The 26786-nt window shown below is 45.5% G+C and carries 20 protein-coding genes; 7 read left to right on the top strand and 13 right to left on the bottom strand.

The window, feature by feature from the left end:
* Positions 1-24: 24 nt before the first annotated feature.
* Genes SIO70_RS06340 through SIO70_RS06330 form a run of 3 tightly spaced genes read right to left on the bottom strand, consistent with a single transcriptional unit; the run spans position 25 to position 3059 of the window.
* Positions 25-1104: an ABC transporter permease gene (locus SIO70_RS06340; protein ID WP_320580108.1), complete on the bottom strand. Its 1080-nt coding sequence runs from the start codon at positions 1102-1104 to the stop codon at positions 25-27.
* 3 nt (positions 1105-1107) lie between these two features.
* Positions 1108-2250, bottom strand: coding sequence for a glycosyltransferase (locus SIO70_RS06335; protein ID WP_320580107.1), 1143 nt, complete (start codon positions 2248-2250; stop codon positions 1108-1110).
* A gap of 8 nt (positions 2251-2258) precedes the next feature.
* Positions 2259-3059, bottom strand: a complete 801-nt coding sequence (locus tag SIO70_RS06330; protein ID WP_320580106.1) for an alpha/beta hydrolase — start codon at positions 3057-3059, stop codon at positions 2259-2261.
* A 150-nt stretch (positions 3060-3209) separates the two neighbouring features.
* On the opposite strand from SIO70_RS06330, the gene SIO70_RS06325 reads away from it, so the two are divergent.
* From SIO70_RS06325 to SIO70_RS06315, 3 genes are all read left to right on the top strand, one after another.
* Positions 3210-5000 (top strand): acyl-CoA dehydrogenase family protein, encoded by a 1791-nt coding sequence (locus tag SIO70_RS06325; protein WP_320580105.1) that lies wholly within the window; start codon positions 3210-3212, stop codon positions 4998-5000.
* A 117-nt stretch (positions 5001-5117) separates the two neighbouring features.
* Positions 5118-6926, top strand: a complete 1809-nt coding sequence (locus SIO70_RS06320; RefSeq protein ID WP_320580104.1) for an N-acetylmuramoyl-L-alanine amidase — start codon at positions 5118-5120, stop codon at positions 6924-6926.
* Positions 6927-7114: 188 nt separating this feature from the next.
* Positions 7115-9538: a TonB-dependent receptor gene (locus SIO70_RS06315; protein WP_320580103.1), complete on the top strand. Its 2424-nt coding sequence runs from the start codon at positions 7115-7117 to the stop codon at positions 9536-9538.
* A gap of 76 nt (positions 9539-9614) precedes the next feature.
* Here SIO70_RS06315 and SIO70_RS06310 read toward each other — a convergent pair whose 3' ends face one another.
* Positions 9615-12428 carry a TonB-dependent receptor gene (locus tag SIO70_RS06310; RefSeq protein ID WP_320580102.1) on the bottom strand — a complete coding sequence of 938 codons (2814 nt, stop codon included), beginning with the start codon at positions 12426-12428 and terminating at the stop codon, positions 9615-9617.
* Between the two features lie 403 nt (positions 12429-12831).
* On the opposite strand from SIO70_RS06310, the gene SIO70_RS06305 reads away from it, so the two are divergent.
* Together SIO70_RS06305 and SIO70_RS06300 are read left to right on the top strand one after the other, a co-directional pair.
* Complete coding sequence (locus SIO70_RS06305; protein ID WP_083724409.1) at positions 12832-13182, top strand: carboxymuconolactone decarboxylase family protein; 351 nt, start codon at positions 12832-12834, stop codon at positions 13180-13182.
* Between the two features lie 106 nt (positions 13183-13288).
* Positions 13289-14323, top strand: a complete 1035-nt coding sequence (locus tag SIO70_RS06300) for a 2-oxoacid:ferredoxin oxidoreductase subunit beta (protein ID WP_320580101.1) — start codon at positions 13289-13291, stop codon at positions 14321-14323.
* 139 nt (positions 14324-14462) lie between these two features.
* Here the strand turns inward: SIO70_RS06300 and SIO70_RS06295 are convergent, their stop codons facing one another.
* Both SIO70_RS06295 and SIO70_RS06290 read right to left on the bottom strand, forming a co-directional pair.
* On the bottom strand, positions 14463-15113 hold the full coding sequence (locus SIO70_RS06295; protein WP_083724405.1) for a LysE family translocator: 651 nt from the start codon (positions 15111-15113) through the stop codon (positions 14463-14465).
* A 92-nt stretch (positions 15114-15205) separates the two neighbouring features.
* Positions 15206-16744 carry a GH3 auxin-responsive promoter family protein gene (locus SIO70_RS06290; protein WP_320580100.1) on the bottom strand — a complete coding sequence of 513 codons (1539 nt, stop codon included), beginning with the start codon at positions 16742-16744 and terminating at the stop codon, positions 15206-15208.
* Positions 16745-16936: 192 nt separating this feature from the next.
* On the opposite strand from SIO70_RS06290, the gene SIO70_RS06285 reads away from it, so the two are divergent.
* Together SIO70_RS06285 and thiL are read left to right on the top strand one after the other, a co-directional pair.
* Complete coding sequence (locus SIO70_RS06285) at positions 16937-17710, top strand: inositol monophosphatase family protein (RefSeq protein WP_320580099.1); 774 nt, start codon at positions 16937-16939, stop codon at positions 17708-17710.
* 8 nt (positions 17711-17718) lie between these two features.
* Entirely contained in the window at positions 17719-18753 is a 1035-nt protein-coding gene (gene thiL, locus SIO70_RS06280; RefSeq protein ID WP_320580098.1) for a thiamine-phosphate kinase, read from the top strand.
* A gap of 309 nt (positions 18754-19062) precedes the next feature.
* Here thiL and SIO70_RS06275 read toward each other — a convergent pair whose 3' ends face one another.
* The 7 genes from SIO70_RS06275 to SIO70_RS06245 all read right to left on the bottom strand — a co-directional run bounded on the left by SIO70_RS06275 (position 19063) and on the right by SIO70_RS06245 (position 26676).
* A complete protein-coding gene (locus tag SIO70_RS06275; RefSeq protein WP_320580097.1) occupies positions 19063-20745 on the bottom strand; it encodes an ArnT family glycosyltransferase in 1683 nt (560 codons plus the stop codon).
* A gap of 20 nt (positions 20746-20765) precedes the next feature.
* Positions 20766-21875 carry an N-acetylglucosamine-6-phosphate deacetylase gene (nagA, locus tag SIO70_RS06270; protein WP_320580096.1) on the bottom strand — a complete coding sequence of 370 codons (1110 nt, stop codon included), beginning with the start codon at positions 21873-21875 and terminating at the stop codon, positions 20766-20768.
* Positions 21876-21901: 26 nt separating this feature from the next.
* Entirely contained in the window at positions 21902-22285 is a 384-nt protein-coding gene (locus tag SIO70_RS06265; RefSeq protein ID WP_320580095.1) for a VOC family protein, read from the bottom strand.
* Entirely contained in the window at positions 22285-23079 is a 795-nt protein-coding gene (locus SIO70_RS06260) for an amidohydrolase (protein WP_320580094.1), read from the bottom strand. The genes SIO70_RS06265 and SIO70_RS06260 overlap by 1 nt, the downstream gene beginning before the upstream one ends.
* Positions 23080-23137: 58 nt before the next feature.
* Positions 23138-23599 (bottom strand): regulatory protein RecX, encoded by a 462-nt coding sequence (locus tag SIO70_RS06255; RefSeq protein WP_320580093.1) that lies wholly within the window; start codon positions 23597-23599, stop codon positions 23138-23140.
* Positions 23599-25950, bottom strand: coding sequence for an ATP-dependent helicase (locus tag SIO70_RS06250; protein ID WP_320580092.1), 2352 nt, complete (start codon positions 25948-25950; stop codon positions 23599-23601). The genes SIO70_RS06255 and SIO70_RS06250 overlap by 1 nt, the downstream gene beginning before the upstream one ends.
* 225 nt (positions 25951-26175) lie before the next feature.
* Positions 26176-26676, bottom strand: a complete 501-nt coding sequence (locus SIO70_RS06245) for an RNA polymerase sigma factor (RefSeq protein WP_072362852.1) — start codon at positions 26674-26676, stop codon at positions 26176-26178.
* Positions 26677-26786: the final 110 nt, after the last annotated feature.

The raw sequence follows: 26786 nt of genomic DNA, 5'->3' as shown, positions 1-26786 counted from the left end.
TTTTTATAATACGAAACAAGGGAATTACTGCCGTACATCCATCGCATCCCTCAAACCGTTTCCTAACAGGTTAAATGCCAGTACCATCAGCATAATTGCCACTCCCGGCGCCAGTGCCAGCAAGGGGTTGTGGGTAATGATGAAATTGTAGTTTTCTTTGATCATCAGGCCCCAGGAGGGTTGTGGCGGCTGTACACCTACTCCCAGGAAACTCAGGCCCGCCTCTACCACGATTGCCGTGGCAAAATTACCGGCAGCAACCACCATCACAGGTCCTAATATATTAGGTAAAATATGCTTTACAATTGTACGGGTATGCCCAAAACCCAGTGCACGGGTAGCCTCGATAAAGGTCAGTTCTCTCAGCGACATCACCTGCCCCCTGATAATGCGGGCTACATTTACCCACATAGTGAGGCCCACCGCAATAAATACCTGCCAGAAACCTTTGCCGAGGGCCAGGGTAATAGCAAATACGAGTAATAATGTAGGTACTGACCAGATCACATTCACCAGCCACATCACAACCTCATCCGTTACTCCCCGGAAATATCCGGCTACTGCCCCCAGGAGAATACCAATAGTTAGAGAAATTATCACCGCTATAAACCCTACACTCAGGCTTACCCTCGTACCTACCAACAGGCGGCTCAGGATATCCCTTCCAAATTTGTCCGTGCCCAGCCAGGCTTTGTAGTGCCTGATGTAAGTACCTTTCGCCGGGTAGCTTTCTCTCATGGACGTTTCTTCATCTATATAGCGCTGTACAACGACGCTATCTCCTGCAGAACGGTAGCTGGTCACAGGTACCCAGGTCACATCTTCTGCCTGTCCGTCCATCAATCTTTCCAGGAAGCCTACTTTTTCTACTGGTTGCTGTTTGGGCAATGCCAGTAAGTCAATCCTGAAACCGGGATGCTGCCCTCCTATCTCTACAATCATCCTGTTTGCCATCGGTGTACCATCCGGCGCCACCCAATAAGCAATGACGCTGACTACGACAGCGATGGCGATCAGCAACATGCCTGCTACTGCCCCCTTATTGCGTTGCAGCCTGGCCCAGGCCTGCTGCCGGAAAGATGATCGTATATTGAGTTCCGCCATAAATTATTTTACTTTTCGGCCTTTCCACTGGTAAGAACCAAACTTACCAAGCCACCCCGCCACTACAATATATGGAATATGAAATAACTGTCCGGGTATAAACCAGCCAAGCAGGCCTTTTTTCCGGAAGAATTGAGATACAGGAATCAGAAAGAAGAATTCCAGCACCACCTTGTACACCATCGCTATCAGGAAATATGGCAAAGCTCCGGGGGCAAAAATGCAGAACAGCCCACCAAACAACAATACCACATTCCAGAAGTAGACCAGCGCCAGCACCCAGGTGAGCCGCTTATCGTCATACTTATCTGCTTTAGATGACCAGCGGATCCGCTGATTCATAAAAGCCCGGAAGGTATCGACAGGCAACGTCTCCACGATTGCATCCTGGCTTTTCAGGTATTTCACGCCATCCGGATAAGCCTTAAATACCTTGAACATCAGCAACATATCATCTCCGGAGGCAATATTATCGATCCCTTTGAAAGCATCAACTTCGTAGAACACCTTTCTTTCATAAGCAAGGTTGGCCCCATTACACATGGTACCATCTTTCAACCAGGCTAATGCACCCGTGATCCCCTGCATGGTCATGAAGTCCAGCGACTGCAGGATCTTGAAGAAGTTAGTTTCTTTATAGAAGCTCACCGGGGCGGCTATAAATTTAGGCTGGTATTGTTCATAGAATCTGACCATGGTACTGATCCATAGTGGCCCCATCACGCAATCAGCGTCTGTGGTCATGATCAGGTCACCGGTAGCTTGTTCTATCGCCAGTTCGATGGCTTTCTTTTTATAGGAATTCAGTCTTTCCGTAGCGCTGAGGTATTGACTTAGTTGCAGTAGTTTGATATTGGCTGCGGGAAATTCTTTTACGACATTGGGAGTACGGTCTGTAGAAAAGTCGTCGATGACAATGACTTCAAACAGGTGGGCCGGGTAATCCTGGGCGTGAAGCGCTGCCAATAAGGGTGGCAGGTTATCCTCTTCATCGCGGGCAGGAATAATAACGGTCACTTTGGTACCACCGCTGATGGGTGCAGTGGGTGTATAGGGTGGTAATGCCTTCCAGCCAAGTCCATATCGTATCATCAATATGCCATACAATCCTCCCAGCAGGAATAAGACAGTTAGAAAAAAATACATACGCGAATTTAAATCTTATCCAATATTATTTCACCCAGGTCTTCTGTAAGTAGCTGATGACCTTTGTCAAGGACCAGTGTTTCGCAGGGAAAAGTACCGTCCATAAACCGTATACCCAATACCGATGGAATCACCCTGTCGTATTTGCCAAATATGAGCAGGGTGTGGATGCGATATTGGGCCAGCTGTTGTTTGATGAGTTTCCGGTTGGGCATCATGTGGGCCATGATGGTCCATACATTGAAAACCTGTTCCCGTTTTCCGAGGGTATTCATACTGTTGTTTGCAAAGCGGTGCAGGCTGTTGTTAATGAGTCTCAGCCTGTTGCCGGTATTGAGTAGCCAGAAATAAAATCCCGGGTGATAGGTGATGTGTTTGAAAAGCCGGTGACCGATGCGGGTTTGCGTTACAAAGTGATGCCAGGGATTATCCCTGAGGCCATCGGCTGCCAGCAGGATCAATTCCCTGATCTGCGGGGCCATCTTTTCTGTGATACAAAGGGCGAGACGGCCCCCCATGCTGTACCCCAACAGGGAGAAGACGGTTTTCTTTCGCATTTCCAGGAGCAGGTCGATGATGGCATGAAGGTCTTCTTTTTCAAAAGGGCGGTTTTCCTGCCACACGGTTTTGCCATGAAGGGGCAGGTCGAGTGCCACTATTGTGAAAACACCCCCAAGAGCGGGAACCAACCGGGAAAAAGGCAGTGTACTTTCCCCGAAACCGTGCAGGCATACGAGGAGATCGTCGCCTTTGCCGGCGATGGCTCCATGGATGCGGCTGTTTTGATATGGAAGGAAAAATGACTGCATATCGCAAATGTACCAGTTTCAATTTTAACGTTTTCTATTAAGGCCGGCTACAGGCCTTTGCCCTTCAATTTTCACGATTTAAAATTGCTATGTGAGGTAAAAAAAGTAAATTGAATAGTAACTCAAATTAACTGACAAAACTTTATCACAATGGAAGCAACTGTTGATAAGTCCACGTTGAAGGGCGCTGAGTTCCTGATCAAAGAAAGCCCTGTACATGAAGTGTTTACTCCCGAAGATTTCAATGAAGAACAAAAAATGATTAAAGAGATGGCCGAACAGTTTGTGGCAAAGGAAGTCACACCTGTGCTGGACCGGATCGATAAACTGGAAGAAGGGCTTATGCCTTCCTTACTGGAAAAGGCCGGCGGGCAGGGATTGCTGGGTGCTGCCTTCCCTGAGGAATACGGAGGGTTAGGCAAAGACTTCGTCACAGCAACGCTCATCAACGAAGCCCTGGGCGCGGGTCACTCCTTTTCTGTAGCCATGGCGGCCCATACGGGTATCGGCTCACTCCCTATTCTGTACTTCGGTACAGAAGCCCAGAAACAGAAATACATTCCCTCTCTTGGCTCCGGCGAGATGAAAGGTGCATATGCGCTGACAGAACCCAACTCCGGTTCTGATGCGCTCAGTGCGAAAACTACCGCCAAACTATCTGCCGATGGTAAATTCTATTTACTAAATGGCCAGAAGTGCTGGATCACCAACTCCGGTTTTGCAGATGTATTCACTGTATTTGCGAAAATAGACGGCGATAAATTCACCGCCTTTATTGTGGATAAAGATACCCCCGGATTCACGCTGGGAGCTGAAGAGCACAAGATGGGTATCAAAGGTTCTTCTACCCGACAGATCTACTTCCAGGATGCACAGGTTCCTGTGGAAAATGTACTGGGCGAGATCGGCAAAGGACATCTCATTGCCTTCAATATCCTGAATATCGGTCGTCTCAAACTGTGTGCGGCAGCATTGGGAGCCGCCAAGAAAACAGCCTCCATCACCATTGAATACGCGAACACACGCGAGCAGTTCAAACAATCCATTGGTAACTTCGGAGCCATCAAACATAAGTTAGCAGAAATGGCAATCCGTATATGGGTGAATGAATCAGCACTCTATCGCACTGCACAGCTCATCGACGAGAAAGAAAAAGAACTGATAGCAGCCGGTAAACCATTCAATGAAGCTCTGCTGGGTGCTGCGGAAGAATATGCGGTGGAATGCGCCATCCTGAAAGTAGGTGGTTCAGAAGCACTCGACTATGTAGTTGACGAAGGGGTACAGATCCATGGAGGAAATGGTTTCAGTGATGAATATGTGATATCCAAAGCATATCGCGATAGTCGCATCAACCGGATCTTTGAAGGCACGAACGAAATCAATCGTCTGCTTACACTGGATATGACGCTGAAGCGTGCTATGAAAGGAAGGCTGGACCTGATGAACCCTGCGATGAATGTGATGAAGGAGCTGATGAGTATTCCTGATTTTGGCAGTGATGATGAAACACCTTACAGTGCTGAGAAAAAGCAGATCGTGAACCTGAAAAAAGCGATCCTGCTGGTAGCTGGTGCGGCTGCACAAAAGCTGATGGCAAAGTTGGAAAGCGAACAGGAAATACTCATGAATATTGCAGATATGGCGATAGAGACGTTCCTTGCGGAAAGTGCGTTGCTGCGCCTGCTCAAGCGAATTGAAATAGAGGGAGAATCTGCAAATGCGTTGCAGGCTGATATCGTGAAAACCTACCTGTATGATACTGCTGATCGTATTAATAAGTATGCGAAAGATGCGATTAATTCTTTTGCTGAAGGCGATGAACAGCGTATGATGTTGTTAGGCATTAAGCGGTTCACAAAAGCTGCGCCGGTGAATACGAAGGATTCGAGGAGGAGAATTGCAGATAAATTGCTGGCGGAGAATAAATATAGCTTGTAAAAATATCTTACCCAAAAGGAGCAGTCTGTAGGCAGCTCCTTTTGGAATTTAATTAAGTAATGCCATCCCGCGAAGAGGCGGATGGCATTTTTTTTGTTTATTTGCGACCGGACAATCATGAGAGTAATAGCATTCATCATACTGATACAGATAGCCTTTACCGGAGTAAAAGCGCAGGAGCAAGCCTTCCTTAAAATGGTGCAGCCTGTAAAGACTGAAATCAATACCAGTAGTTCTAAGCAATATATGTCAGGTCGCACCTGTATAGGTTGTAAAGTAACACTGAATGATGATACCATACACGTATACCCCACCGGTGTATTTGCTTTAAAACGGATCATCAAGCCCGGCAGGACTTCATTTACACTAACCACTAAAGATACTACCGGCAAAAAGGTGTCCCGAACCTACAACTACTATTATACAACATTGCCGCCGGTCAGAGCGACCAGCGTATTCAGAATAGATGATATCAAAGTATTTCCAAAAGGGAATAGCACCCTTTCCCCCGGTGATACCATCCGTGTAAGGATTAAAGGTTATCCGGGCTGTAAAGCTTACTGGATGCATGAAACACCCTTGCATGAATTACCTTCTTCCAAATACGGTGCTGAAGGCTTCTACGAAGGTTCTTATGTGATACAGGAAGCAGACTCTCTGTTAGATAACAGGATTGCTGTATTCCTGAAGAATAAAGATGGCAATACCACTGTCTTACAAAGCAGTAATAAACTCACTTACCAACGCGATCAACTGCTGGCTGGCAGAACGATTGACAGAAATACCTACCTCACAATTGCACCGGAAGGAGATCGCCTTGGGCCCCTCAAAATTGGGTACCTGGATTCGGATGTATTGCTCCGCATCACCGGTAAGCAAGGCAACTATTATAAAGTAAAACTCAGCAATCAGCAGACCGCGTTCATTCCTGAGTTATTACTGGAAACTGTTAGTTTGAGTGAGCCAACACCCCTTAATATCGTGGAAGCAACCCGTACATGGAGTGATGCAAAATACGATTACATCGCTGTAGCATTATCTGAACGACTCCCCTACCTCAGTACCCAGCAGGTAGATCCGGGAAAAATAACGCTGGATATTCATGGGGCGAACCTGGAACCAGACTTTACCCCTGGTGCTGATTCCATGCAGGAAGTAAAAGGTATCAAATGGGAACAGATCGGCTCGGATGTACTCAGAGTGAATATATCGCTGAAACATAAGCAACCATGGGGTTATAAGGTCTATTATGACAGTACCCTCCTCGTAATCGCTGTCAAGCATCCTCCAGCCAGTTTCCAGCTGAAAAACCTGACATTGGGTTTAGACCCGGGTCATGGTGGTACAAATGTAGGGGCGCTGGGTGCCGCCGGGTACTATGAAAAACAGCTGACGCTGATGATTTCCATGTTGCTGAAAACAGCCCTGGAAAAGGAGGGAGCAAAAGTACTTATGACCCGTACTACAGACCAGTTCGTTCCTAATGAAGACAGACTGTCTTATTACAGACAAATGAACCCCGATCTACTCATTAGTATTCACCTGAACTCATCTGTGAACCCGGTGGATGTACATGGTACGGCTAATTATTATAAATACCCCTTCTGCGAACCTTTTAACAGGTCAATCCACGCCCAGTTGCTAGGTTTAGGCTTGTCGGACTTTGGCAATAATGGTGACTTCAATTTTATTCTTAATAACCCTACTGAGTTTCCGGATGCCCTGATCGAGACCTTGTTCTTAAGTAACCCTGAAGATGAAATGAACGTGCTGGACGAGGGTTTCAGACAGAAGATGGTGGATAGGATCATGGCAGGGATCAAAGATTTCCTGCGGGAAGCGGAGCAGGATCAGGTGACCAGAAAGGTGATTGAGCAGGCAGCAGCGCCTGGTACGAGTGAAGAAAGTCCGGGCGCTGATCAGTAAAACAGGGTTCTGATCAGCCAAAAAATGCACAAAAGAAGGAGTTCCTCCGTACGATTGCGATACTTTTTCGGTAAAAAATGATTGATTCCGTCATAAATTTTCCCTTTTGCGTAAACGATTTTCCCGAATCGGCATGATAACCAGGTTATCAAAATGCAATTTTGCTGCGCAAAAAATAACAAAAGTTTATGGTAAGGATGACTATTAAGTCCTTCATGCTTGTTCTGAGCATGATTGTTTCCTTCTTCTATGCCGCTACTGCTACTACTTTAGAAGATAATAATGGAGGAATTAAAGGTAAGATTGTAACATCTGATGGTAAGCCAGCTGCGGACGTGTCTGTAATCTTACAGGGTACCGGTTTTATGACGGTTTCTGATGGTGCTGGTACGTTTGTGTTTAAGAATTTGCCTGCTGGTAACTACCAGGTAGCGATTTCTTTTACAGGTTTTGCGAATAAGACAGAAGATGTGACTGTAGAAGCTGGTAAGACAGTATCCGTAAAATTCCAGCTGGAAGTATCCAGTAAACAACTTTCTGAGATAGTTATTACAGGGAACCAGACTAAGTTGGTTAGACGTTCAAGTAATTATGTGTCTAAATTACCATTAGCGAATGTTGAGAACCCTACAGTATATTCAGTGATCACCAAGGATCTGCTGGCACAGCAACAGGTTTACACTGTGGATGATGCGATGAGAAATGCACCTGGTATTACTAAGATGTGGGAAGCAACCAACCGTAGTGGTGATGGTGGTGCGTACTACAACTCACGTGGTTTTACTGTTCAAAGCCAATTGCGCAATGGGGTGGCAGGTAACGTTTCTTCTGTAATCGACGCGAGCAATATTGAAAGCATCGAGGTAATCAAAGGCCCTAACGCCACACTGTTCGGTGCTCAGCTGACTTCTTACGGTGGTTTGATCAACCGTGTTACTAAAAGACCTTATGACCATTTTGGTGGTGAGGTAGCAGTGGCAGGTGGTAGCTATAATTACAACCGCATCATGGCGGATGTAAATACGCCACTGGATTCTGCGAAGAATATACTGCTGCGTATCAATACAGCTTATACTACACAGGACAGCTGGATGGATGTGGGTCATAGCAAGACATTTGCATTTGCACCAAGCCTTTCTTACAAAATCAACGACAGGTTAAATATATCACTCGAAGCAGAATTCATGAGTGGGGAAGGTAACGGTAATACATTCTTCTTTATGCCATGGTGGTTAACTACCGCTGATCTGACGGCACAGAGAGCTGATAAACTGAAAATAGATTACAACCGGGCATTCATTAACGAAGATCTGACTGCTACCAGCCGCAATGCAAACTTTTTTGGTAGCATGAATTATAAGATCTCTGATCAGTGGAATACACAGACAGTTGTATCTATGACCAACAGTTATTCTGACGGTTTTGGTCCTTACTTCTACCTGCTGCCAGGTGATTCTATCTCCCGTCAGGATCAGTCTACTGAAAACAGTAAACAAAGCATCACTGAAATTCAACACAACTTCATCGGTGATTTCAAAATTGGTAAATTCAGAAACCGCTTTGTAGGTGGGATCGACTTCTTCTACCTGAACTCCAACCAGATGTTCAAGAGTGCTGAATATGATCAGGTACCTACTTATGGAACTGTATCAAACTACCGTGATTTCAATGCTACTAACATGAACGATGTTTACAAGTCATTGGGTAGTTCCGTAGAATATCCATACATCTACAAAAAATACGTTTACAGTGCATATGCATCTGATGTGTTCAACATTACAGATCAACTGATGGTACAAGCAGGTTTACGTATCGATTACTATGATTTCAAAGGAAATTATAGCCCTGCTACCGGTACTACATCCGGTGGATATAATCAGACTGCATTGTCTCCTAAATTTGGTATCGTTTACCAGGTTGTTAAGGATCGTCTGTCCTTATTTGGTAACTACCAGAATGGCTTCACCAACACGAATTCACTGATCTACGTAAGTGAAACTGAGACCACTATTTCCAAGCCAGAACAGGCTAACCAATGGGAAGGTGGTGTGAAGATGGATATGTTTGATGGTAAGCTGACCGGTACTATCAGCTACTATGATATCAAAGTAAAAGACGTGTTACGTTCTGATGCTGCACATCCTAATTTCTATGTTCAGGATGGTAGCCAGAAGAGCAAAGGTGTGGAAGTAAGCATTATTGCTAATCCATTTCAGGGCTTCAGCGTAGTAGCGGGTTATAGCTATAATGAATCTTATTACATCAATACAAGCGATGATGTAAATGGTCTTCGTCCAGGTACAGCGTCTTCTCCAACCTCTGCTAACCTGTGGTTGAACTACCGTATTGCAAATGGTAAACTGAAAGGCCTGAGCTTTGGTGCAGGTGGTAACTACGCCAGCGATGTAAAGATTGTAAACAGCAGAACTACAGGTGTTTTTGTACTTCCAGCATATACAGTACTGAATGCTGCACTTTCTTACGATACACCTAAATTCAGGTTCGGCGCGAAAGTAGATAACCTGACTGACAAACACTACTGGATTGGTTATTCATCCATGAATCCTCAAAAGTCCAGAAGCTTTACTGGTACAGTTGCATTCAAGTTTTAACATAACACTTGCATAATTGTAAAAGGGGTTATCGTAATACGATAACCCCTTTTTATTTAAACGAGAGTTTGTTCTTTTATAAGTCAAACTTCACACCGAAGTTATATCTTGGCCTATAATACTCCGCCTGCATTGTTCTTGAAGAAATCCCCTGATAATACCTTAATGGCTGATTAGTCAGGTTATTCGCCTCTGCAAAGAAGCGCCAGTTCTTAGCAAATTTGTAAGACGCATTTGCATCTAAAAAGAACTGCTTGTCATAATAGCTATCATCAAAATCACTACCACCCAATGCATCCAGATAAGCCGCAGTATAGTTACCAGAAACTCTTGCAGTAAAGCGCTTATTTTCGAATGAAATGGAAGCATTAAACATATGCGGCGCTGTACCCGGTAAGGTAACACCAGTACGCTTTTCGCCATCAGAATTATACACCCCACTCGCTGTAGATTTTGTGTAAGTATAGTTCACATACACACCAAAACCTTTTGCAAATCCGGGCAGAAAATCCAACTGGCGCTGTAACGCTACTTCAAATCCATACACCTTTACATTATCACCATTACGCGCTTGTTTGTACGTCCAGTTCTCACCATCAGGAATCGGGTTTGTAGCAGTGCTACCATAATCAGCCGTGAAATCTGCAGCAGAATAAGACGCATCTTTGAATGTATAAATGAAGTCATTGATACTCTTATAGAACACGCCACCAGACAGGATACCTACTGATTTAAAATACTGCTCTGCCATGATATCAAAGTTCCATGCATATGCAGCTTTCAGATCGGGATTGCCCGCACTGATCGCAGCATCATCTGCCACACTGCTTACATAAGGTGCGATATCATAGTAGTTAGGACGCGCGATTGAAGTAGTCGCAGCTGCACGAATTACTAAATCATTATTTACATTATACCGGAAAGTTACCTCCGGCAGTACATTCAGGTAACTGTTCTTTACATTACGCTGACCAGTCAGATCTTCTTCATCTTCGACTACGTTACCTTCATAGTCGATAGCGGTATTTTCCAGACGTACACCCGCAATCATTGAGAGTTTGGATGTAAAGTCCTGATCCCAGCGAACATAACCCGCAGTGATGGTTTCATTTGCTTTGTAGTTCGCTGACAGATACTCCGCAGGATTATCTTCGCCTGTGAACTTACTTGCATCATTCAGGTTCAGACTACCTAAATATTCTTTAGATACAAATGAACCACGACTATATTTGGAACCAGGCTGATAACCTGCACCAGTATAACTTACCAGCGGCATAGTTGCCAATGAACCATACTCTGTTACAGGCTCATAATCGAAGTAGTTATTCTCACGTTTCTTATCCTTGATACGCATTCTACCACCTACACGCAAACGACCTTTCTGATCAGGCAGAATGCTGAATGGAAAACGCAGGTTCAATTTCAGACCCAATTCATTCTCGCGGGTATAATCATGATTCTCCGACAGGGAATTGAAGTTCAGATCTTCATCAGTTACGGTCGTTGTTACCAATGGAAAACGGGTGTCAGAAAGATCCAGGGCTACTGGTGCATCTTTCACACGGAATTCCATATAACGTTCGTTCGGACGATCTTCGCTGGCAGATGAATAGCTCACAGCCCAGTCCAGGTCGACCTTGCTACCCAACAGGTGTTCACCACGTACAGAGTAGTTCTGTACACGCTGGTCTTCCAGTCTTCTGCCTTTATTTCTATCATTGTTAATACCACCTTTGGTTTCACGACGAACCTGACCGGTATAACTACTGATACTGCCATCATCGGCATACTCAGGTTCGATATCGCTATACCTCAGGCGATAACGGTTTTCACGGTCATCGCGCCAGTTGTACATAGCGTTGAGGTAAATGGTATTCTTAGGATTGATCTTATAGTCCAGTGCAGCAGATAAGCTACGACGGATGCGCTGTACATTGTAAGTACGCACCTCCATTTCTTCGGTGTATACATTTCCTGCGTCATCTTTTTTCCAGGTAGCTTCCACATCGTCGGAGCCGTAATCGTTGTTATTGTAGGAAGCACTTACAACTGCACCCAACTTGTTGTTGAAGAAGCGGTTACCCAATACCAGACCACCAGTGTACAATGGTTTGTTACGGATAGGATTCACACCACCGGAGAGGGTGGCAGATACACGCAAGCCATTGGGTGCTGCGCGGGTCACGAGGTTCACCGAACCACCGATTGCATCTGCATCCATATCGGGGGTGAGGGTTTTGTTTACTTCGATGGTTTGCACCATGTCTGAGGGAATGAGGTCCATCTGTACACGGCGGTTATCACCTTCGGCAGAAGGGATCCTGTCGCCGTTCATGGTTACTGAGTTCAGCTCAGGAGCCAGACCACGGATAATGATGTTACGGGCTTCGCCCTGGTCGTTCTGCATGGTGATACCTGGAATACGCTTCATCGCATCGCCGATGTTTGCATCCGGGAAACGGCCAATCTGGTCAGCAGACACGATATTGGTGACGTTTGGATTGTTTTTCTGCTGGTTCAGGGCTTTTGCCTGACCGCGCAGACGGTCACCCACTACCAATACCTCTTTTCCGGCGATTCCACCGGCTTCGAGTTGCAGTTTCAGATCAGTGGCTTTGCCTGGGGCTACAGTTACTTCCTGTGTGTAAGATTGGTAGCCAATGTAAGTAACTTCGAGTGTGTAGGTACCCACCGGAACGCCGAGAAATTCGAATTTACCCTGCTGGTTGGATACTGTGTAATGACTACCTGGTTTCAGTTTCAGGGTGGCTCCCGGGAGGGATAAAGCCTGATTTTTGTCGACGATACTACCGGTTACCAGCCCGGTAGTCTGACCCAGACAAATAACGCTGAGCCACGAGAAGAGCAAAGTGAAAATTAACTTCCGCATAAAGGTTGAATTAATGTGTGGGATTTTTTTTCGCATAGTTGAATAGAAGCAGGTTCCCCAGACCTGCAGGTGAGCATTTAGTTCAAAACATGTGGTTGAATAGTGATGCAAAGGAAATATTCTAATGTTACGCCACTGTTAAGGGGGTGAAAAAATTGGGTTCGCCTTCGGCAAAAGCGATTTTTTTGAAGGGGGTATGGCCTGTGGCTGGCTTTTGAATGGGGTTACGATTACTAATTGTTATGACCTATAACTGGCAGTTATGGCAAACCCCGTAATAATTTAGAAATCAAATACTTAATAAAGAGTGGTTTTGACCGTTCAAACCAATAGTCTACTCATTAAGTAGATTGATTTATATTTGGGAATCGTTTCATAGCTTTATTGTGACAAATACAACAAAATGGCAGACGAGATAAAAGCATTTAACGATTACCGGGAAAAGATGAATGAGGTCATTCTGGGTAAACAAAACAAAGTGATCAACCGGTTATTCAATCTGGACACCAACACTTATATGGAAGGTGCCCTTAGTACAAAAGTGAAAGAAATGCTGGGGTTGGTTTCATCTATGGTATTACGTTGCGACGACTGCATCAAATACCATCTGGGCAAATGCCACGAGCAGGGAATCACCACTGAAGAGATGTACGAGATTTTTGCAGTAGCTAATATAGTTGGGGGTACAATCGTAATACCACATACAAGAAGAGCGGCTGAATATTGGGAAGCTTTGTTGGCACAGGAAAGCTGATTGTGGTCAGTTCCCTATACAAGTATTCCGGATTGCGCAATACCTATCGGGATACAATTCGTAACTTTGCCAACCAATTATTACTATTTCTATTAACAATACAACAATGTCAACAGCAACTATAGCTCCGCAGGCGTTAACGGCGAAGGATTTTGCAACGGACCAGGAAGTACGCTGGTGCCCGGGTTGCGGGGATTATTCTATATTGAAGCAGGTGCAGACCATTATGCCTGGATTGGGTATACCGAAAGAGAATATCGTGATCGTTTCCGGTATTGGCTGTTCATCCCGTTTTCCATATTATATGAATACCTACGGCATGCACTCCATCCATGGCCGTGCTACTGCGATCGCATCTGGTCTGAAAGCCGTGCGTCCTGAGCTGAGTGTATGGATTGTGACTGGTGATGGTGATGGTTTGTCCATCGGTGGTAACCACACGATTCACCTGCTGCGCCGTAACTTTGATGTCAATGTAATGCTGTTCAACAACCAGATCTATGGTCTGACCAAAGGACAGTACTCTCCTACTTCTGAAACCAGCAAGGTGACGAAGTCTACGCCTTACGGCAGTATTGACCATCCGTTCAACCCAATGGCGCTGGCGCTGGGTGCTGATGCGTCTTTCATTGCCAGAAGCATGGACCGCGATCCTAAACACCTGCAGGAAATGCTGAAACGCAGCCATGCCCATAAAGGTGCTTCTTTCCTCGAGATCTATCAGAACTGTAACATCTTTAATGATGGTGCTTTTGAAGTGTTTACGGAGAAATCAAGCAAGGCTGAGCAGGCAATCTTTGTAGAGCAGGGACAGCCGCTGGTATTTGGTGCACAGAAGAACAAAGGTATCCGTCTGGATGGATTGAAACCTGTGGTAGTTGAGCTGGGTAGTGAGTATAGTGCAGATGACCTGTGGATCCATGATGAACATGATTTCTATAAGGCACAGATATTGACCCGTATGTTCGACGATCCCCGTATTGAAGGACATTTCCCACGTCCATTCGGCGTGTTTTATCAAGGATTCCGTCCTACTTATGAGGAGCAATTAAATTTCCAGGTAGAAGATGCATTTAGCAAGAGAGGTCCTGGGGATTTGGATAAGTTGTTGGCTGGTAAAGAAACATGGACAATCAGATAATCGCTTTTAATCCACCAATAAATAAGAAAAGCATCTTCCGCAAGGGGATGCTTTTTGTTTTATAATGAAAAACGCGCTTTCACCTTCGGTAAAAGCGCGTTTTTCGCAGCGCGCCTGCGGCAGGCTCTAAATTCGATTATTAGTGGCCCAGGGCACTTACATTAAATACCATCTGATACAACAACAGCACTCCAAACACAATCATACTCGCCCCTGATATCTTATTCAACCACTTTACATTCGTCAGGGTCAGCTTATGCCTGATCTTATCCGCCACAAATACCTTCAATATATCTGTAGATAGCACCCATACCAGGCATACTCCGTAAGTAATAATCTTATGCCCCGTTGTGTGCGGACTATTCGAAACACAGATACCCAACCAGAATAATATCACACCGGGATTCAGGGAATTCATCAGGAATCCAGCCAGCCAGATCTTTAAATAATCATGGGTCCGGAACATCTCCGGCTTTTCATCACCGGTACTGATCTTCACCTTTTTGAACAGAAGCCCATATAGCCCCATACAAATCAGTAAACTCCCACCAACAATACCAATAGGTTTATTATATTCCTTCAGATCCAGAAAAAACGCTGTGGCCAGATTCCCCAGCAACACATAAAATATATCACTGAATGATACACCCAGCGCAAAACTGATTCCAGCCTTGAAACCGTTATTTACACTATATTTTATTATCGCGAAGATGACGGGGCCGACAGATACGGATAAAACCAGTCCAAGTGCCACTCCGGAGAAGACCGCTGATAAGAAAGCAGATGTCATGCGCTACAAAATTCCTATCTAAAAATAAGGGGTAACTCTTCCCTTTGTTGATGAAGTTACCCCCTCTTCTAACTTTATAATTCGTTAATTTCTTACACTGACTTCAGCCTGGACGCCAGAAAGTTCTCCCAGTCTTTCAATTTATCACCTTTCATCACCCGTGGGAATTTGTTCATAGCACCTTCTTTGCCCTTTACGCGCAGGTAGTCAATGAACACATCTTTTGGCAGGATCTCAACAAAGATCTCCTTCAGTGCAGAGGTACGTTCTACTGCGTAGTCGTCATTTACCTCGCTCAGGGTCTGGTCAATGATTTCACGGACACGGCTACTGTCTACATTCACATCGTCTGTACCGATAAACCAGCGGTGAGCAAACAGGTTCTCATGTGGGAACCCTGCTACGGTAAATTCATTGACAGTAATACCCAGCTTCTTCTGCACGGCATCGATCGCATTGTTCATGTTATCGATACTCATGTGTTCGCCACAGAGGCTCAGGAACTGTTTGGTACGACCTACAATGATGATTTCATGCTCTTTTACGGAAGTAAACTTCACAACGTCACCAATCAGGTAGCGCCATGCACCGGCACAGGTCGACAGCATCACCGCATACTCCACATCTTCCACCACCTCATGGATCATGTAAGACTTAGGATTTGGTTTTACTTCGCCATCGCTGGTAAAGTTCTCTTCTGTAAATGGAATGAATTCGTAGAAGATGCCCGCGTTCAGGACCAGTTTAATGCCCCTTACATTCGGACGGGCCTGGAAACCGAAAGAGCCTTCCGAGGCCATATATGTTTCAATGAAATTGATCGGTTTACCCAGCAGTTTCTGGAAACTGTCACGATAAGGCTCGAAGCTAACGCCTCCATGGATGTACACAGCCAGGTTTGGCCAGATCTCATGGATGTTCTTTACCCCGTGGTATTTGATGATCTCTGCCAGTACAATCTGTACCCAGGCAGGCACCCCACATACCGTACCTACATCCCATTGTGGCGCCTTGCGCACAATGAGCTTGATACGCTGTTCCCAGTTTGGTTTTTTGGAAATGTTGCCGCCTGGCTTGTAGAAACGTCTGAACCAACGGGGGATATTCTTTGCCTGAATACCACTCATATCTCCTTCATAGTAATCCCCTTTTTCGTACAGAGCAGTTGTACCACCCAGCATGAGGATCCCTTTGGAGAAAGATTTAGGGGGAATGTCGAAGTTAGCCATAGAATACAGCTGCTTAACACCCACCTTCTTCACGTTACGCAGCATATCGCGGGTAACAGGTATGTGCTTACTCGCAGATTCGGAAGTTCCCGAACTGAGGGCGAAATATTTGATCTTCTCAGGCCAGCTTACATTAGCCTCTCCTTCCAGACACTTATACCACCAATCCGCATGCATCTTGTTATAGTTGTGTACGGGTACAGTGGAACGATAATTAGCGATGATATTCGGGCTATTGAGTATGTCCTGGAAGTTGTAATGCTGACCGAACTGCGTATCCTTAGCTTTCGTAAGTAGCCTGTACAATACCTGTAACTGATACTGGCGTGGCGTACCTAACTTGAATGTGAACTTCTTCCTGATGCGCAGTGACCTGGATATAAGATTACCTAAAATGGCCATTAATTACCTTCTTCTTTATAAACTGCAAAAATACGGCGAATTTCGGATTAGGTGGAGACTCAATTTTATCAGACCGGCCGTTAGCAGCCTGAACATTCAACTACCAGTTTTTGTCCCCTCCTGGCAATCCTATACAAACATATTACTAAAAACGATATGGGCAGTAAAAAAATTGAAACGTACCTTTGCCCCATGTTAAAAGATACCCTTCTCAAGGCAACACAGGCTGGCGGACAAGTTTTACAGCATTATTTCAATGGGGCTTTTCAGATCAGCAGCAAAAGTACCATCAATGACCTGGTAACGGAAGCGGATAAAGGGGCAGAAACTGCCATCTTCAAGGTCATCCAGGATACTTACCCTGACCATTTTATCCTCAGTGAGGAGTCGGGTGAACTGGTGACCACCTCCAACACCAAATGGATCATTGATCCACTGGATGGTACGGTAAACTTTGCTCATGGTATTCCTATCTGCTGCGTAAGCATCGGGGTGGAAGTAGATGGAGAAATGGTACTGGGAGCTGTGTACAACCCCTTCCTCAATGAATTCTACTTTGCAGAAAAAGGGAAAGGGGCTACGCGGAACGACAAGCCTATTCACGTATCTGCCAAGACAGATCTGGGTAGTGCCTGCATGGCAACGGGTTTCCCTTACCAGTGGGAAGGTGGTGAAAATGATCCGGTAGATATTTTTGCTTACTTCGTAAAGAGAGGACAGGCAGTGCGCCGCCTCGGCTCTGCCGCGATTGACCTGTGCTGGGTAGCTGATGGTCGCTTTGACGGTTATTATGAACATACGCTGAATGCCTGGGATGCTGCTGCCGGCTTCCTTATCGTAGAAGAAGCAGGTGGTAAAGTAACCGATTTCAAAGGCAATAGATACTCCCCTTACCAGCGCACGCTGATTGCCACAAATGGCAATATTCATCAGCAACTGGTAGATGTCGTTAATGGAAAATTTTGAACTAAACAATGAGTGAAGAAAGAACCGAGATAAACTCGTTAGGCGAATTTGGCCTGATCGATCTCCTGACTAAAAATATTGAAATCCAGCAGGCGAGTACTGTATTGGGTGTGGGTGACGATGCTGCCGTGATAGACCACTTTGGCCGTCAGACAGTGGTATCTACCGACATGCTGGTGGAAGGTATTCACTTTGACCTGATGTATACCCCGCTCAAGCACCTGGGATACAAGTCTGTAACAGTGAACCTCTCCGACATATATGCCATGAATGCAACGCCTACACATATTACGGTGAGCATTGCCTTCAACAACCGTTTTTCCGTAGAGGCACTGAACGAGTTTTACGAAGGTGTATATGCCGCCTGTGAGAAATATGGTGTGGACCTGATTGGAGGTGATACTTCCAACTCTCAGAAAGGGTTTATCATCAGCGTCACAGCTATTGGTGAGGTAGCGCCTGACCAGTTTGTGAAGCGCTCCACTGCCCAAAAAGGCGACCTGCTATGCGTATCCGGCGATCTGGGTGCTGCATTCCTGGGTCTCACCCTGCTGGAAAGAGAGAAGAAGATCTACCTTGAAAGTCCGCAGTTGCAGCCTGACCTGGAAGACCAGACCTATATCATAGGCCGTCAGCTGAAGCCAGAAGCAAGAAAGAACATCGTCGAGTGGCTGGAGAAGAACGACATCAAGCCTACAGCCATGATGGATGTAAGCGATGGTCTGAGCTCTGAAATCCTGCATATCTGTAAGCAGTCGAACCTGGGCGTAGTGCTGTATGAAGAGAAGATCCCTATTGCACAGGAGAGTAAGGAAATGGCGCTGAAGTTTGGAATGGATCCAACCGCATGTGCACTGAGTGGTGGCGAAGACTATGAGCTGCTGTTTACCATGAAGCAGGAGGACTACGATAAGATCGTATTGTCCGAAGAAATCAGTGTGATCGGGTATATGGCAGATATCAGCGAAGGAGCACACATCTTAACGAAAGGTGGAAATAAGTTTAAGTTGGTAGCGCAGGGATGGAATGCGTTCAAGCAATAAAATATTAAAGCATTGATTTTAAAAAGCGCTTCTCTCGAAGCGCTTTTTTGATAACAAATATTTCTGTTTTGGATCATTAATTTTCCATCTTGCGTAATGTAACCAGTTGTTTTTCAGTAGATATTTGTCTCACTGTAAACAACTCCATGATACTGAAGCATGCGCTGATCCTAACACCAGGCAGCATCGTAATCTCCTCTCAACCAATTTTTCTCAACAAATCACGCCGGCGCGGTGGGGTGTGGGGTTGTTTGAGAAAACGAATGGAACGCCCTTTTATTTGCATAATGGTAGGGCGAGGACGGAGGTTTATTGAACGATGACTTTGACTGCCTGGCTATTATGTGTAGGTGGTAATACCCCTGCAAATACACAGAATTTCAGCTGGTAAGTACCTGGTTTATCAGGCATTTGCACCTCTATCCGCACTATTCTTCGATCTATTGCTTTGCTGATTGTCAGCGCTGTTTTTACCGCAGGTATTTCTACATCTTTTTGTGTAAAAGCATACCCCACTACCGCCTCATTCGCTGTATCTACGGGCACCGCTTCATGATACCCATTATCCACCTGCAGCAGGAATCCCATGGTTGCACCCGGATTTACTTTCACCTGTTGCATGGCAGCTTTGAACTGGATCAGTGAATAGGAATAATAAGGATCCTGCAGGTGAAATTTCACTAACCCTCTTGAGGTAATGAAGCTATCCGTAACTGGAATAAGCTCTGTTGAGTAGCTAATTTCTACCTGTTTCCCCCACAGCTGCTTTTCCGTTTCCCAATAGTTATACTGACTACGGCGGTTGTACCGGCTATTGATACTATACCCCAAACCATTGTCACTATAAAACATGTATTTGGAAGGCTGCTGATAACTATTCAAAAATACGATCGGACGGCCACCGGCATGTTCCTGCAAAGCCTTTGCCCACTCCCTGTTATGATGTATTTCAGGACGGATATTTACACCAGGCATAAAATCCCATATCAGGTATACACGGGCAACGAATACAATTACCAGTGTAACAGGCGCCAGGTATTGAATCACTTTCAGTGAACGACGAATAGATCTCTTTCTTCTTACTGACTGATGCGCCAACACCATTACAGGTGTAAACAACATTACCGTCCAGTTAGCCTCTACCCTGCCCTTGAATGTACTGAACAGGAAGAACACCAGCACACCGATTGTACAGAACTTCAATGCTCTTTCAAAAGCACTCTGGATCGGACATACAAAAGCATAATACAACACTAACCAACCTGCCAGCGGACCAAATAACAGGATCTGTCCAAGGATGTATTCTATCGTAAAATTCAGCTGATAAACGGAGGCATTCCTTTCTATCAGGTGATACTGCAGGGAAGGGAAATTATGCGCGTATTGCCAGTATAAATGCGGTAAGAATAAGATCGTAGTGATAGCTACAGCTATATAAAACTTGAATACCCGCAGGAGATTCAGGTTGGAGAGTACAGTAAATCCTACCAGCAATACACCATGGTATTTGCTATAAAACATCAGCGCCATACTCAATGCCAGCAGGAAAGTATTTTTCCAGCTTTGCTGTTCGAGAAACGCTCTGTAGATGTAAAAGTATAATGCTGCAAAGAAGATCAACGGCACATCAGGCACTGCCAGCATACCCCCCAGCTGCATAGCACCCATTACCAGCAACAAAAGGTAAAATAGCCGGTTATCCTTGCGGGGAATGAGTTTGTCAGTAACAATAATGGTCCCCAGGTTCAGGATCACCATGCCGATACGTACACCAAATTCATTGTGAAAAAGGCCATACCCCAGTTTGATCAACACTGCGACCATTGGCGGGTGGTCGAAGTACCCCCAGCTCAGATGATGGGCATACACCCAATAATAAGCTTCATCATCCATCAGTTCTGTAAAACCTGCCTGTATCAAGCAAAGCAGGAACCAGCCCAACAGGAAAAGGTTCTTATATTGATTCCTGGTAAAGTAGCGTAGAATGCCCATGAATTAACTGGTTAAAACCGCTAAGATAAGATAAGTTGCTGGAAGGCCCACCTTTCATCCAGTGCCAGCATGGCTGTGCGGAATCCAGGGGCAATGCGACCCAGCTCCTGAGAGAGTCCTGCTACTACCGCAGGATAAGCTGCTGCCATTCGCAAAGCTTCCTGAGGTGCAATACCTACCTGTGCAATACAGTTCTGTACAGCTTCCAGCATAGTGAGTGCAGAACCGGATAATGTGCCATTCGCATCTTCATAACGACCGCTTTCGGCATTCCAATGAAACCCATAGTCCTCTCCATCACTACCTGCCACAGCATCAGTGATCAGGAACAGACGGTTGCCCATGATCTTCTTGCTGATGCGGATGGTATTGAAGTCTACATGTATACCATCGGCTACCACACTCGCATGTACATGCGGATGATCATAGATAGCCCCCACCATACCGGGTGCTCTGCTTTGCAGTTGAGACATTGCATTGAAGAGATGTGTACAGGTAGTAATACCATTGTCAAATGACTGATAAAGCTGTTGGTAGGTACCATTGCTATGACCTGCAGACACCAGCACTCCTGCTTCCTGCAGGCGGTCGATGAGTGCAGGGGCACAACGCTCAGGCGCCACTGTCATCATCTTTACGATACCAGCGCCATGTGCTAAAATCCAGTCTATATCATCTGAAGTAGGTGCTTTGATGTATTTCAGTAAGTGTGCCCCATTCTTTTCAGGGCTGATATAAGGACCTTCCAGGTGTAAGCCTAAGCATCCTTCTCCTCCCTGTTCCCAATATTCCTTTACAGCAGCGATAGATTGTAGAATAATTTCAGGTGATTGTGTAGGAATGGTAATCATAAAGTAAGCCGCACCACCAGCTTTGCAATATTCATACGTTGCTTTGATAGATTCCACATCAGGTAAGGCAGGGAAATAACGACCGTTGCCACCGTAAATCTGTAAGTCAATGAATGCGGGTACCAGGTCTGCACCGTTTAGGTCATGGATTGTCGCGTGGGCGGGGATTGTTTTTTGGGATACAATATCAATGATCCTACCGTTTTCTGAAAGTACTACATGGTCTTCCAGCCAGTTGTCGCCAGTGAAGATCCTGCAATTGCTATACGCATTCAGCATGGGTTATGTTTTATGATCCGCCGGGCTCACTGTTCATAAAGCTCCAGTGGTAACCCATCCGGATCGGTAAAGAATGTAAACCTCTTTTCGGTATAGGGGTCAATACGAACAGGCTCTGTGATGACAGCGTGGGTCTTCAGGTGAGCCACGGCCTTGTCGATATCCGACACTGCAAATGCCAGGTGACGCAGGCCGTTCGCCTCCGGCCGGGAAGGCCGGGGCGGGGGATCAGGAAATGAGAATAGTTCGATCACATACTGCCCATTTAATGCAAGATCCAGCTTGTACGATTTTCGTTCCTGCCGGTATACTTCACGGATTATTTCCAATCCGAGTATTTCCGTATAGAATTGCTTACTCCGCTCATAGTCTGAGCAGATCACTGCAATATGATGAATAGCTTGTAACATTAAAACAACTGAAATTTATCAGCATCTCTGAGGAAAGGAATTTTCTCCCGTATGTCGTCCAGTTTGGCGCGCTCGAGTGTAGTAGTAAAAATATCTTCGTCGTGACTCTTTCTGTATAATATTTCACCCAGTGGGTCAATGAGGCTGGTGTCGCCGCTGTGGTAGATGCCATTACCATCGTCTCCTACCCTGTTCAAACCAATTGCATATACCTGGTTTTCTATGGCACGTGCCTGAATCAGTGTTTTCCAGGCGGTGCTACGGCGCTCAGGCCAGTTAGCTACGTTGATGAGAAGGTCGTATGCAGGCGCGTTGGTGTCGCTATTTATCTGGTTACGCTGCCATACGGGGAAACGCAGGTCGTAACAGATGTTGAGGCATATTTTCCAACCTTTTACGGAAGCGATCAGGCGGGTATCGCCAGCTGAGTAGTGTTTATCTTCGCCGGCAAAGGCAAAGCGGTGACGTTTGTCGTAAACACCGGCTACGCCGTTTGGCTGCATCCAGATGAAGCGGTTGTAATATTCTCCTTCTTCTTCGATGATCAGGCTTCCGCCGATAATGATGTTTTTCTCTGCTGCTTTTTTAGTCATCCACTGCACTGCCTTGCCATCCATCTTTTCAGCCAGCTTTTCAGGCTGCATGCTGAAGCCTGTGCTGAACATTTCAGGAAGGACGACTACTTCGGTTCTTTCCTTGATGCTATCAATCTTTTCATTGAACATCTTCAGGTTAGCATCAATGTCTTCCCAATGCAATTTGGTCTGTATAAGCGTTACTTTCAGATCTGACATAAATTATCGGTTTCTAATTGCATAAAATTACGATGACTTTGGCTAAAAACTTTTAAAATTATAGCCCATCTTTTGCAATTTGTTTAAGGGTTTCACTTACCAGCTCAGGTTCGTACCCTTTTTGTAACAGGTATTGGGTAGTCTTGTACTGTCTTTTCAGGTATTCTTCTCCTTTCAGGGATGCATATTTCTTTTCCACCAGGGATTGCAGCACATCCATATAATCCTCATCATCAATTTCTTCCATGCCTTTTTTGATGCAGTAAGCAGATACCTGGTGTTGCCTGAGGCCTGCCAGGATCTTTTTGCGTCCCCACTTCTGTGAGCGGAATTTACCACCGGCATAGGCACGGGCAAATCGCTCTTCGTTCAGGAAGTTGTCAGCTATCAGAGCTGCAATAGCTTCCTCTATCTCATCACCACGCAGCCCCAGCTCAAGGCATTTTGTTTTCACCTCGCTGTGGCTGCGTTCCTGATAGGCACAGTAATGACGTAATTTTAAGAGGATAGAAGTCTGCATTATTTCTTTACGATCATCAATCGTGCGTAGTTCAGCATAATCTTTTTCTCCCCGCCGCCCTTAGGGAATACAACGGTTGCAATACGGTTGTTAGGTGCTCCCTCCATATTGAGGATGGTACCAAAACCGAATTTCTGGTGTTCCACATCCATACCAGCTTCCATAGTAGCCGGGTCGTCCGGCGTAAAACCGGCAGTAGGCACATGGGTGCTGGCAGCACCGTTGGCAACGGGTTTAGGTGTAGGGCGTGGGCCGGCAACAGGCTGGGAAGACTGGCTACCCGGCGTTTTCTTCTGCATACGGTCGAACATGTTGCTACCACTATTGCCCCATAGGCCACCACCATTGTTGATCGGGCTTCTGCCACCTACAGCACCACCACCTGCATAGCTGCGGTCAATGTATTGCTCAGGCATTTCCTCGAGGAAACGGCTGGATTCATTATTGACCAGCTGACCAAAGCGGTAACGGCTGTTTGCATAAGTGAGAAACAATCTTGCCTTAGCACGGGTGATCACCACATAGAAAAGGCGGCGTTCTTCTTCCAGCTCTTCTCTTGAATTGATAGAGAGGGAGCTTGGGAAAAGGTTTTCTTCCAGACCTACGCTGAATACTACCGGAAATTCCAGGCCTTTTGCAGCATGGATCGTCATGAGTTTCACCACATCACTGTCTTCGTCGTTGCCTTTGTCAGCATCGGTGAGCAGGGTAATTTGCTGCAGATAGGTACCCAGTGATTTTTCCAGCAGCTCACCATCTTCAGTAGGTGTTTCGGTAAACTCCTTCACAGAGTTCAGGAGTTCCTGGATGTTTTCGTAGCGGGCGAGACCTTCGGTCGTTTTATCGTTGAAGAGTTCTTTGACGATGTTAGTAGACTTACCTACCTGTACGGCGATGTCGTAAGCATTGTGTTTACCCTGCATAGCCTGGAAACTACGGATCATCGTCACAAAGTTTTCAATGGCTTCCAGTGTACCGCCTTTAAATCCGAATTCCTGCGCCCTTTCCAGCACGTTCCAGAAGGTGATATTGTGGTCGTTGGCGAAGATCACTACTTTTTCGACAGTGGTTTTACCAATTCCGCGGATCGGGTAGTTGATGATGCGTTTCAGGCTTTCTTCATCAGATGGATTCATCACGATGCGCAGGTAAGCCACGAAGTCTTTGATTTCCTTTCGTTGATAGAAGGAGATACCACCATAAATCCGGTAAGGTATAGCTTTGCGGCGCAGGTTTTCTTCAAATGCACGGCTTTGTGCATTGGTACGGTACAGGATAGCGAAATCCCTGTTTGCGTAGTGGTTGCGTAGTTTTTGTTCGGCAATGGTTTCGGCTACGAATTTGCCTTCTTCATTGTCGGTCATGGTGCGCACCAGTTTTATCTTTTCACCATTTGGATTGTCCGTCCACAGGTTCTTTTCGATCTGTCCTTTGTTGTTCGCGATCACATCGTTGGCAACCTGGAGAATGGATTTGGTACTACGATAGTTCTGTTCCAGTTTTACCACCCTGGCATCGTTGTAATCCTTCTCGAACTGGAGGATGTTCTGGATGGTAGCACCACGGAAGGAGTAGATACTTTGTGCATCGTCTCCCACCACACAGATATTTTCATGTGCAGCGCCTAGCAGTTTGATGATTTCGTACTGGGCAGGATTGGTATCCTGGTACTCATCGATCATGATATACTTGAATTTGTGCTGGTATTTGTGCAGTACTTCGGGGAAGTTCTTCAGGAGCTGGTACATTTTGAAGAGCAGGTCATCGAAGTCCATTGCGCCATTTTTGAAGCAGCGTTTGGCATACATTTCATACAGCTTGCCGGTCATAGGGCGGTTGGCCCTCATATCTTCCTGCTGGATGGCGTAATCGTGCTGGTATTCTTCAGGGCCTACAAGGTTATTTTTGGCGGAGGATATACGGTTATAGACCATGTTAGGTTTATAATGTTTATCATCCAGATTTTGCTCGTTTATGATTGTTTTCAGTACGCTTTTCGCATCGTCAGAATCATAAATAGTAAAGTCGTTGGGGTAACCGAGGCGATGTGCTTCGGCCCTTAACAAACGGGCAAACACGGAGTGGAAGGTCCCAATGTAGAGGTTCCTGGCTTCGGTACCACCGAGGATCTTTTCCACACGTTCCTTCATCTCTTTAGCGGCCTTGTTGGTAAAGGTCAATGAGAGAATATTAAAAGCATCTACACCATTGTGGAGCAGGTGGGCGATACGGGTAGTAAGTACTTTCGTCTTACCGGAACCAGCACCCGCTACGATCATCAGCGGGCCTTTGATATGCTCAACTGCTTCGCGCTGCCGCTCATTCAGTTCGTCTAAGTAATTTGCCTTCATTATGTATATTAAAAATCCACATTACCATCAGGAACTGATGGGCAAAAATTTAAAGGGAAGCCGTAAAAATACGAATTAAATTCATGTACCCATCGCTGAATGTGGAAAGCGGGGCGGGATGCAGGTTTTAGGGTATTTTTAATTGTTAAGGTAAAGAGAAATAATGTCTATGCAGATGGTAAAATCTGCGGTAACGAATTGTCCAAATTTCATGTAATAAAAAGATTAGAAGCGTACGATCCTCGACTTCAGCATTTTTCTGGCAAAGTGGATGCGGCTTTTCACGGTACCCAATGGTTCATTAAGCATGGCTGCAATTTCATAATACTTATAACCTTCGAAGTAAAGCATGAATGGTTGTTTGAAAATCACAGGCAGATTGTACACTGCTGAGTGAACATCCTTGATACGCAGATTCGTTTCGGCAGCATTACCAATGGTTGGGATCTGCTGGTGCATGAGGAACTCGCCTGCGGAATTGTCAAGCAGACGAAACTGTCTGTTGCCACGACGGTAATTGTTGATAAAAATATTGCGCATGATAGTATAGAGCCAGGCGCGGATATTTGTACCTGCAAGGTATTTATCGCGATTGGCGAGTGCGCGGAAAAGTGTTTCCTGGTAAAGGTCTTTTGCTGATTCGGCATCCTTGGTGAGGGTAACAGCATACGGTCTCAGGAAATCGGCATTTCCAAGTAAAAGTGCATTAAATTCTGTCGAAGACATATTTGTGAAGTTTAAGCATCTGAAAAAAATGTTGTTTCAGCTGATAAACCGGATTGAAGGAAAACAAATATTTACCAGTATGGGATAAAGGGAATATCGCTGCTTGCTCT

The sequence above is a fragment of the Chitinophaga sancti genome (genome assembly GCF_034087045.1).
Classification (GTDB): Bacteria; Bacteroidota; Bacteroidia; order Chitinophagales; family Chitinophagaceae; genus Chitinophaga; species Chitinophaga sancti_B.
This window is presented reverse-complemented; position numbering and strand designations above follow the sequence as displayed.

Bases quoted from the DNA above. Each gene is read 5' to 3' on its own strand.
- SIO70_RS06340 (WP_320580108.1), bottom strand. From the start codon at position 1,104: ATGGCGGAACTCAATATACGATCATCTTTCCGGCAGCAGGCCTGGGCC.
- SIO70_RS06335 (WP_320580107.1), bottom strand. From the start codon at position 2,250: ATGTATTTTTTTCTAACTGTCTTATTCCTGCTGGGAGGATTGTATGGC.
- SIO70_RS06330 (WP_320580106.1), bottom strand. From the start codon at position 3,059: ATGCAGTCATTTTTCCTTCCATATCAAAACAGCCGCATCCATGGAGCC.
- SIO70_RS06325 (WP_320580105.1), top strand. From the start codon at position 3,210: ATGGAAGCAACTGTTGATAAGTCCACGTTGAAGGGCGCTGAGTTCCTG.
- SIO70_RS06320 (WP_320580104.1), top strand. From the start codon at position 5,118: ATGAGAGTAATAGCATTCATCATACTGATACAGATAGCCTTTACCGGA.
- SIO70_RS06315 (WP_320580103.1), top strand. From the start codon at position 7,115: ATGGTAAGGATGACTATTAAGTCCTTCATGCTTGTTCTGAGCATGATT.
- SIO70_RS06310 (WP_320580102.1), bottom strand. From the start codon at position 12,428: ATGCGGAAGTTAATTTTCACTTTGCTCTTCTCGTGGCTCAGCGTTATT.
- SIO70_RS06305 (WP_083724409.1), top strand. From the start codon at position 12,832: ATGGCAGACGAGATAAAAGCATTTAACGATTACCGGGAAAAGATGAAT.
- SIO70_RS06300 (WP_320580101.1), top strand. From the start codon at position 13,289: ATGTCAACAGCAACTATAGCTCCGCAGGCGTTAACGGCGAAGGATTTT.
- SIO70_RS06295 (WP_083724405.1), bottom strand. From the start codon at position 15,113: ATGACATCTGCTTTCTTATCAGCGGTCTTCTCCGGAGTGGCACTTGGA.
- SIO70_RS06290 (WP_320580100.1), bottom strand. From the start codon at position 16,744: ATGGCCATTTTAGGTAATCTTATATCCAGGTCACTGCGCATCAGGAAG.
- SIO70_RS06285 (WP_320580099.1), top strand. From the start codon at position 16,937: ATGTTAAAAGATACCCTTCTCAAGGCAACACAGGCTGGCGGACAAGTT.
- thiL (WP_320580098.1), top strand. From the start codon at position 17,719: ATGAGTGAAGAAAGAACCGAGATAAACTCGTTAGGCGAATTTGGCCTG.
- SIO70_RS06275 (WP_320580097.1), bottom strand. From the start codon at position 20,745: ATGGGCATTCTACGCTACTTTACCAGGAATCAATATAAGAACCTTTTC.
- nagA (WP_320580096.1), bottom strand. From the start codon at position 21,875: ATGCTGAATGCGTATAGCAATTGCAGGATCTTCACTGGCGACAACTGG.
- SIO70_RS06265 (WP_320580095.1), bottom strand. From the start codon at position 22,285: ATGTTACAAGCTATTCATCATATTGCAGTGATCTGCTCAGACTATGAG.
- SIO70_RS06260 (WP_320580094.1), bottom strand. From the start codon at position 23,079: ATGTCAGATCTGAAAGTAACGCTTATACAGACCAAATTGCATTGGGAA.
- SIO70_RS06255 (WP_320580093.1), bottom strand. From the start codon at position 23,599: ATGCAGACTTCTATCCTCTTAAAATTACGTCATTACTGTGCCTATCAG.
- SIO70_RS06250 (WP_320580092.1), bottom strand. From the start codon at position 25,950: ATGAAGGCAAATTACTTAGACGAACTGAATGAGCGGCAGCGCGAAGCA.
- SIO70_RS06245 (WP_072362852.1), bottom strand. From the start codon at position 26,676: ATGTCTTCGACAGAATTTAATGCACTTTTACTTGGAAATGCCGATTTC.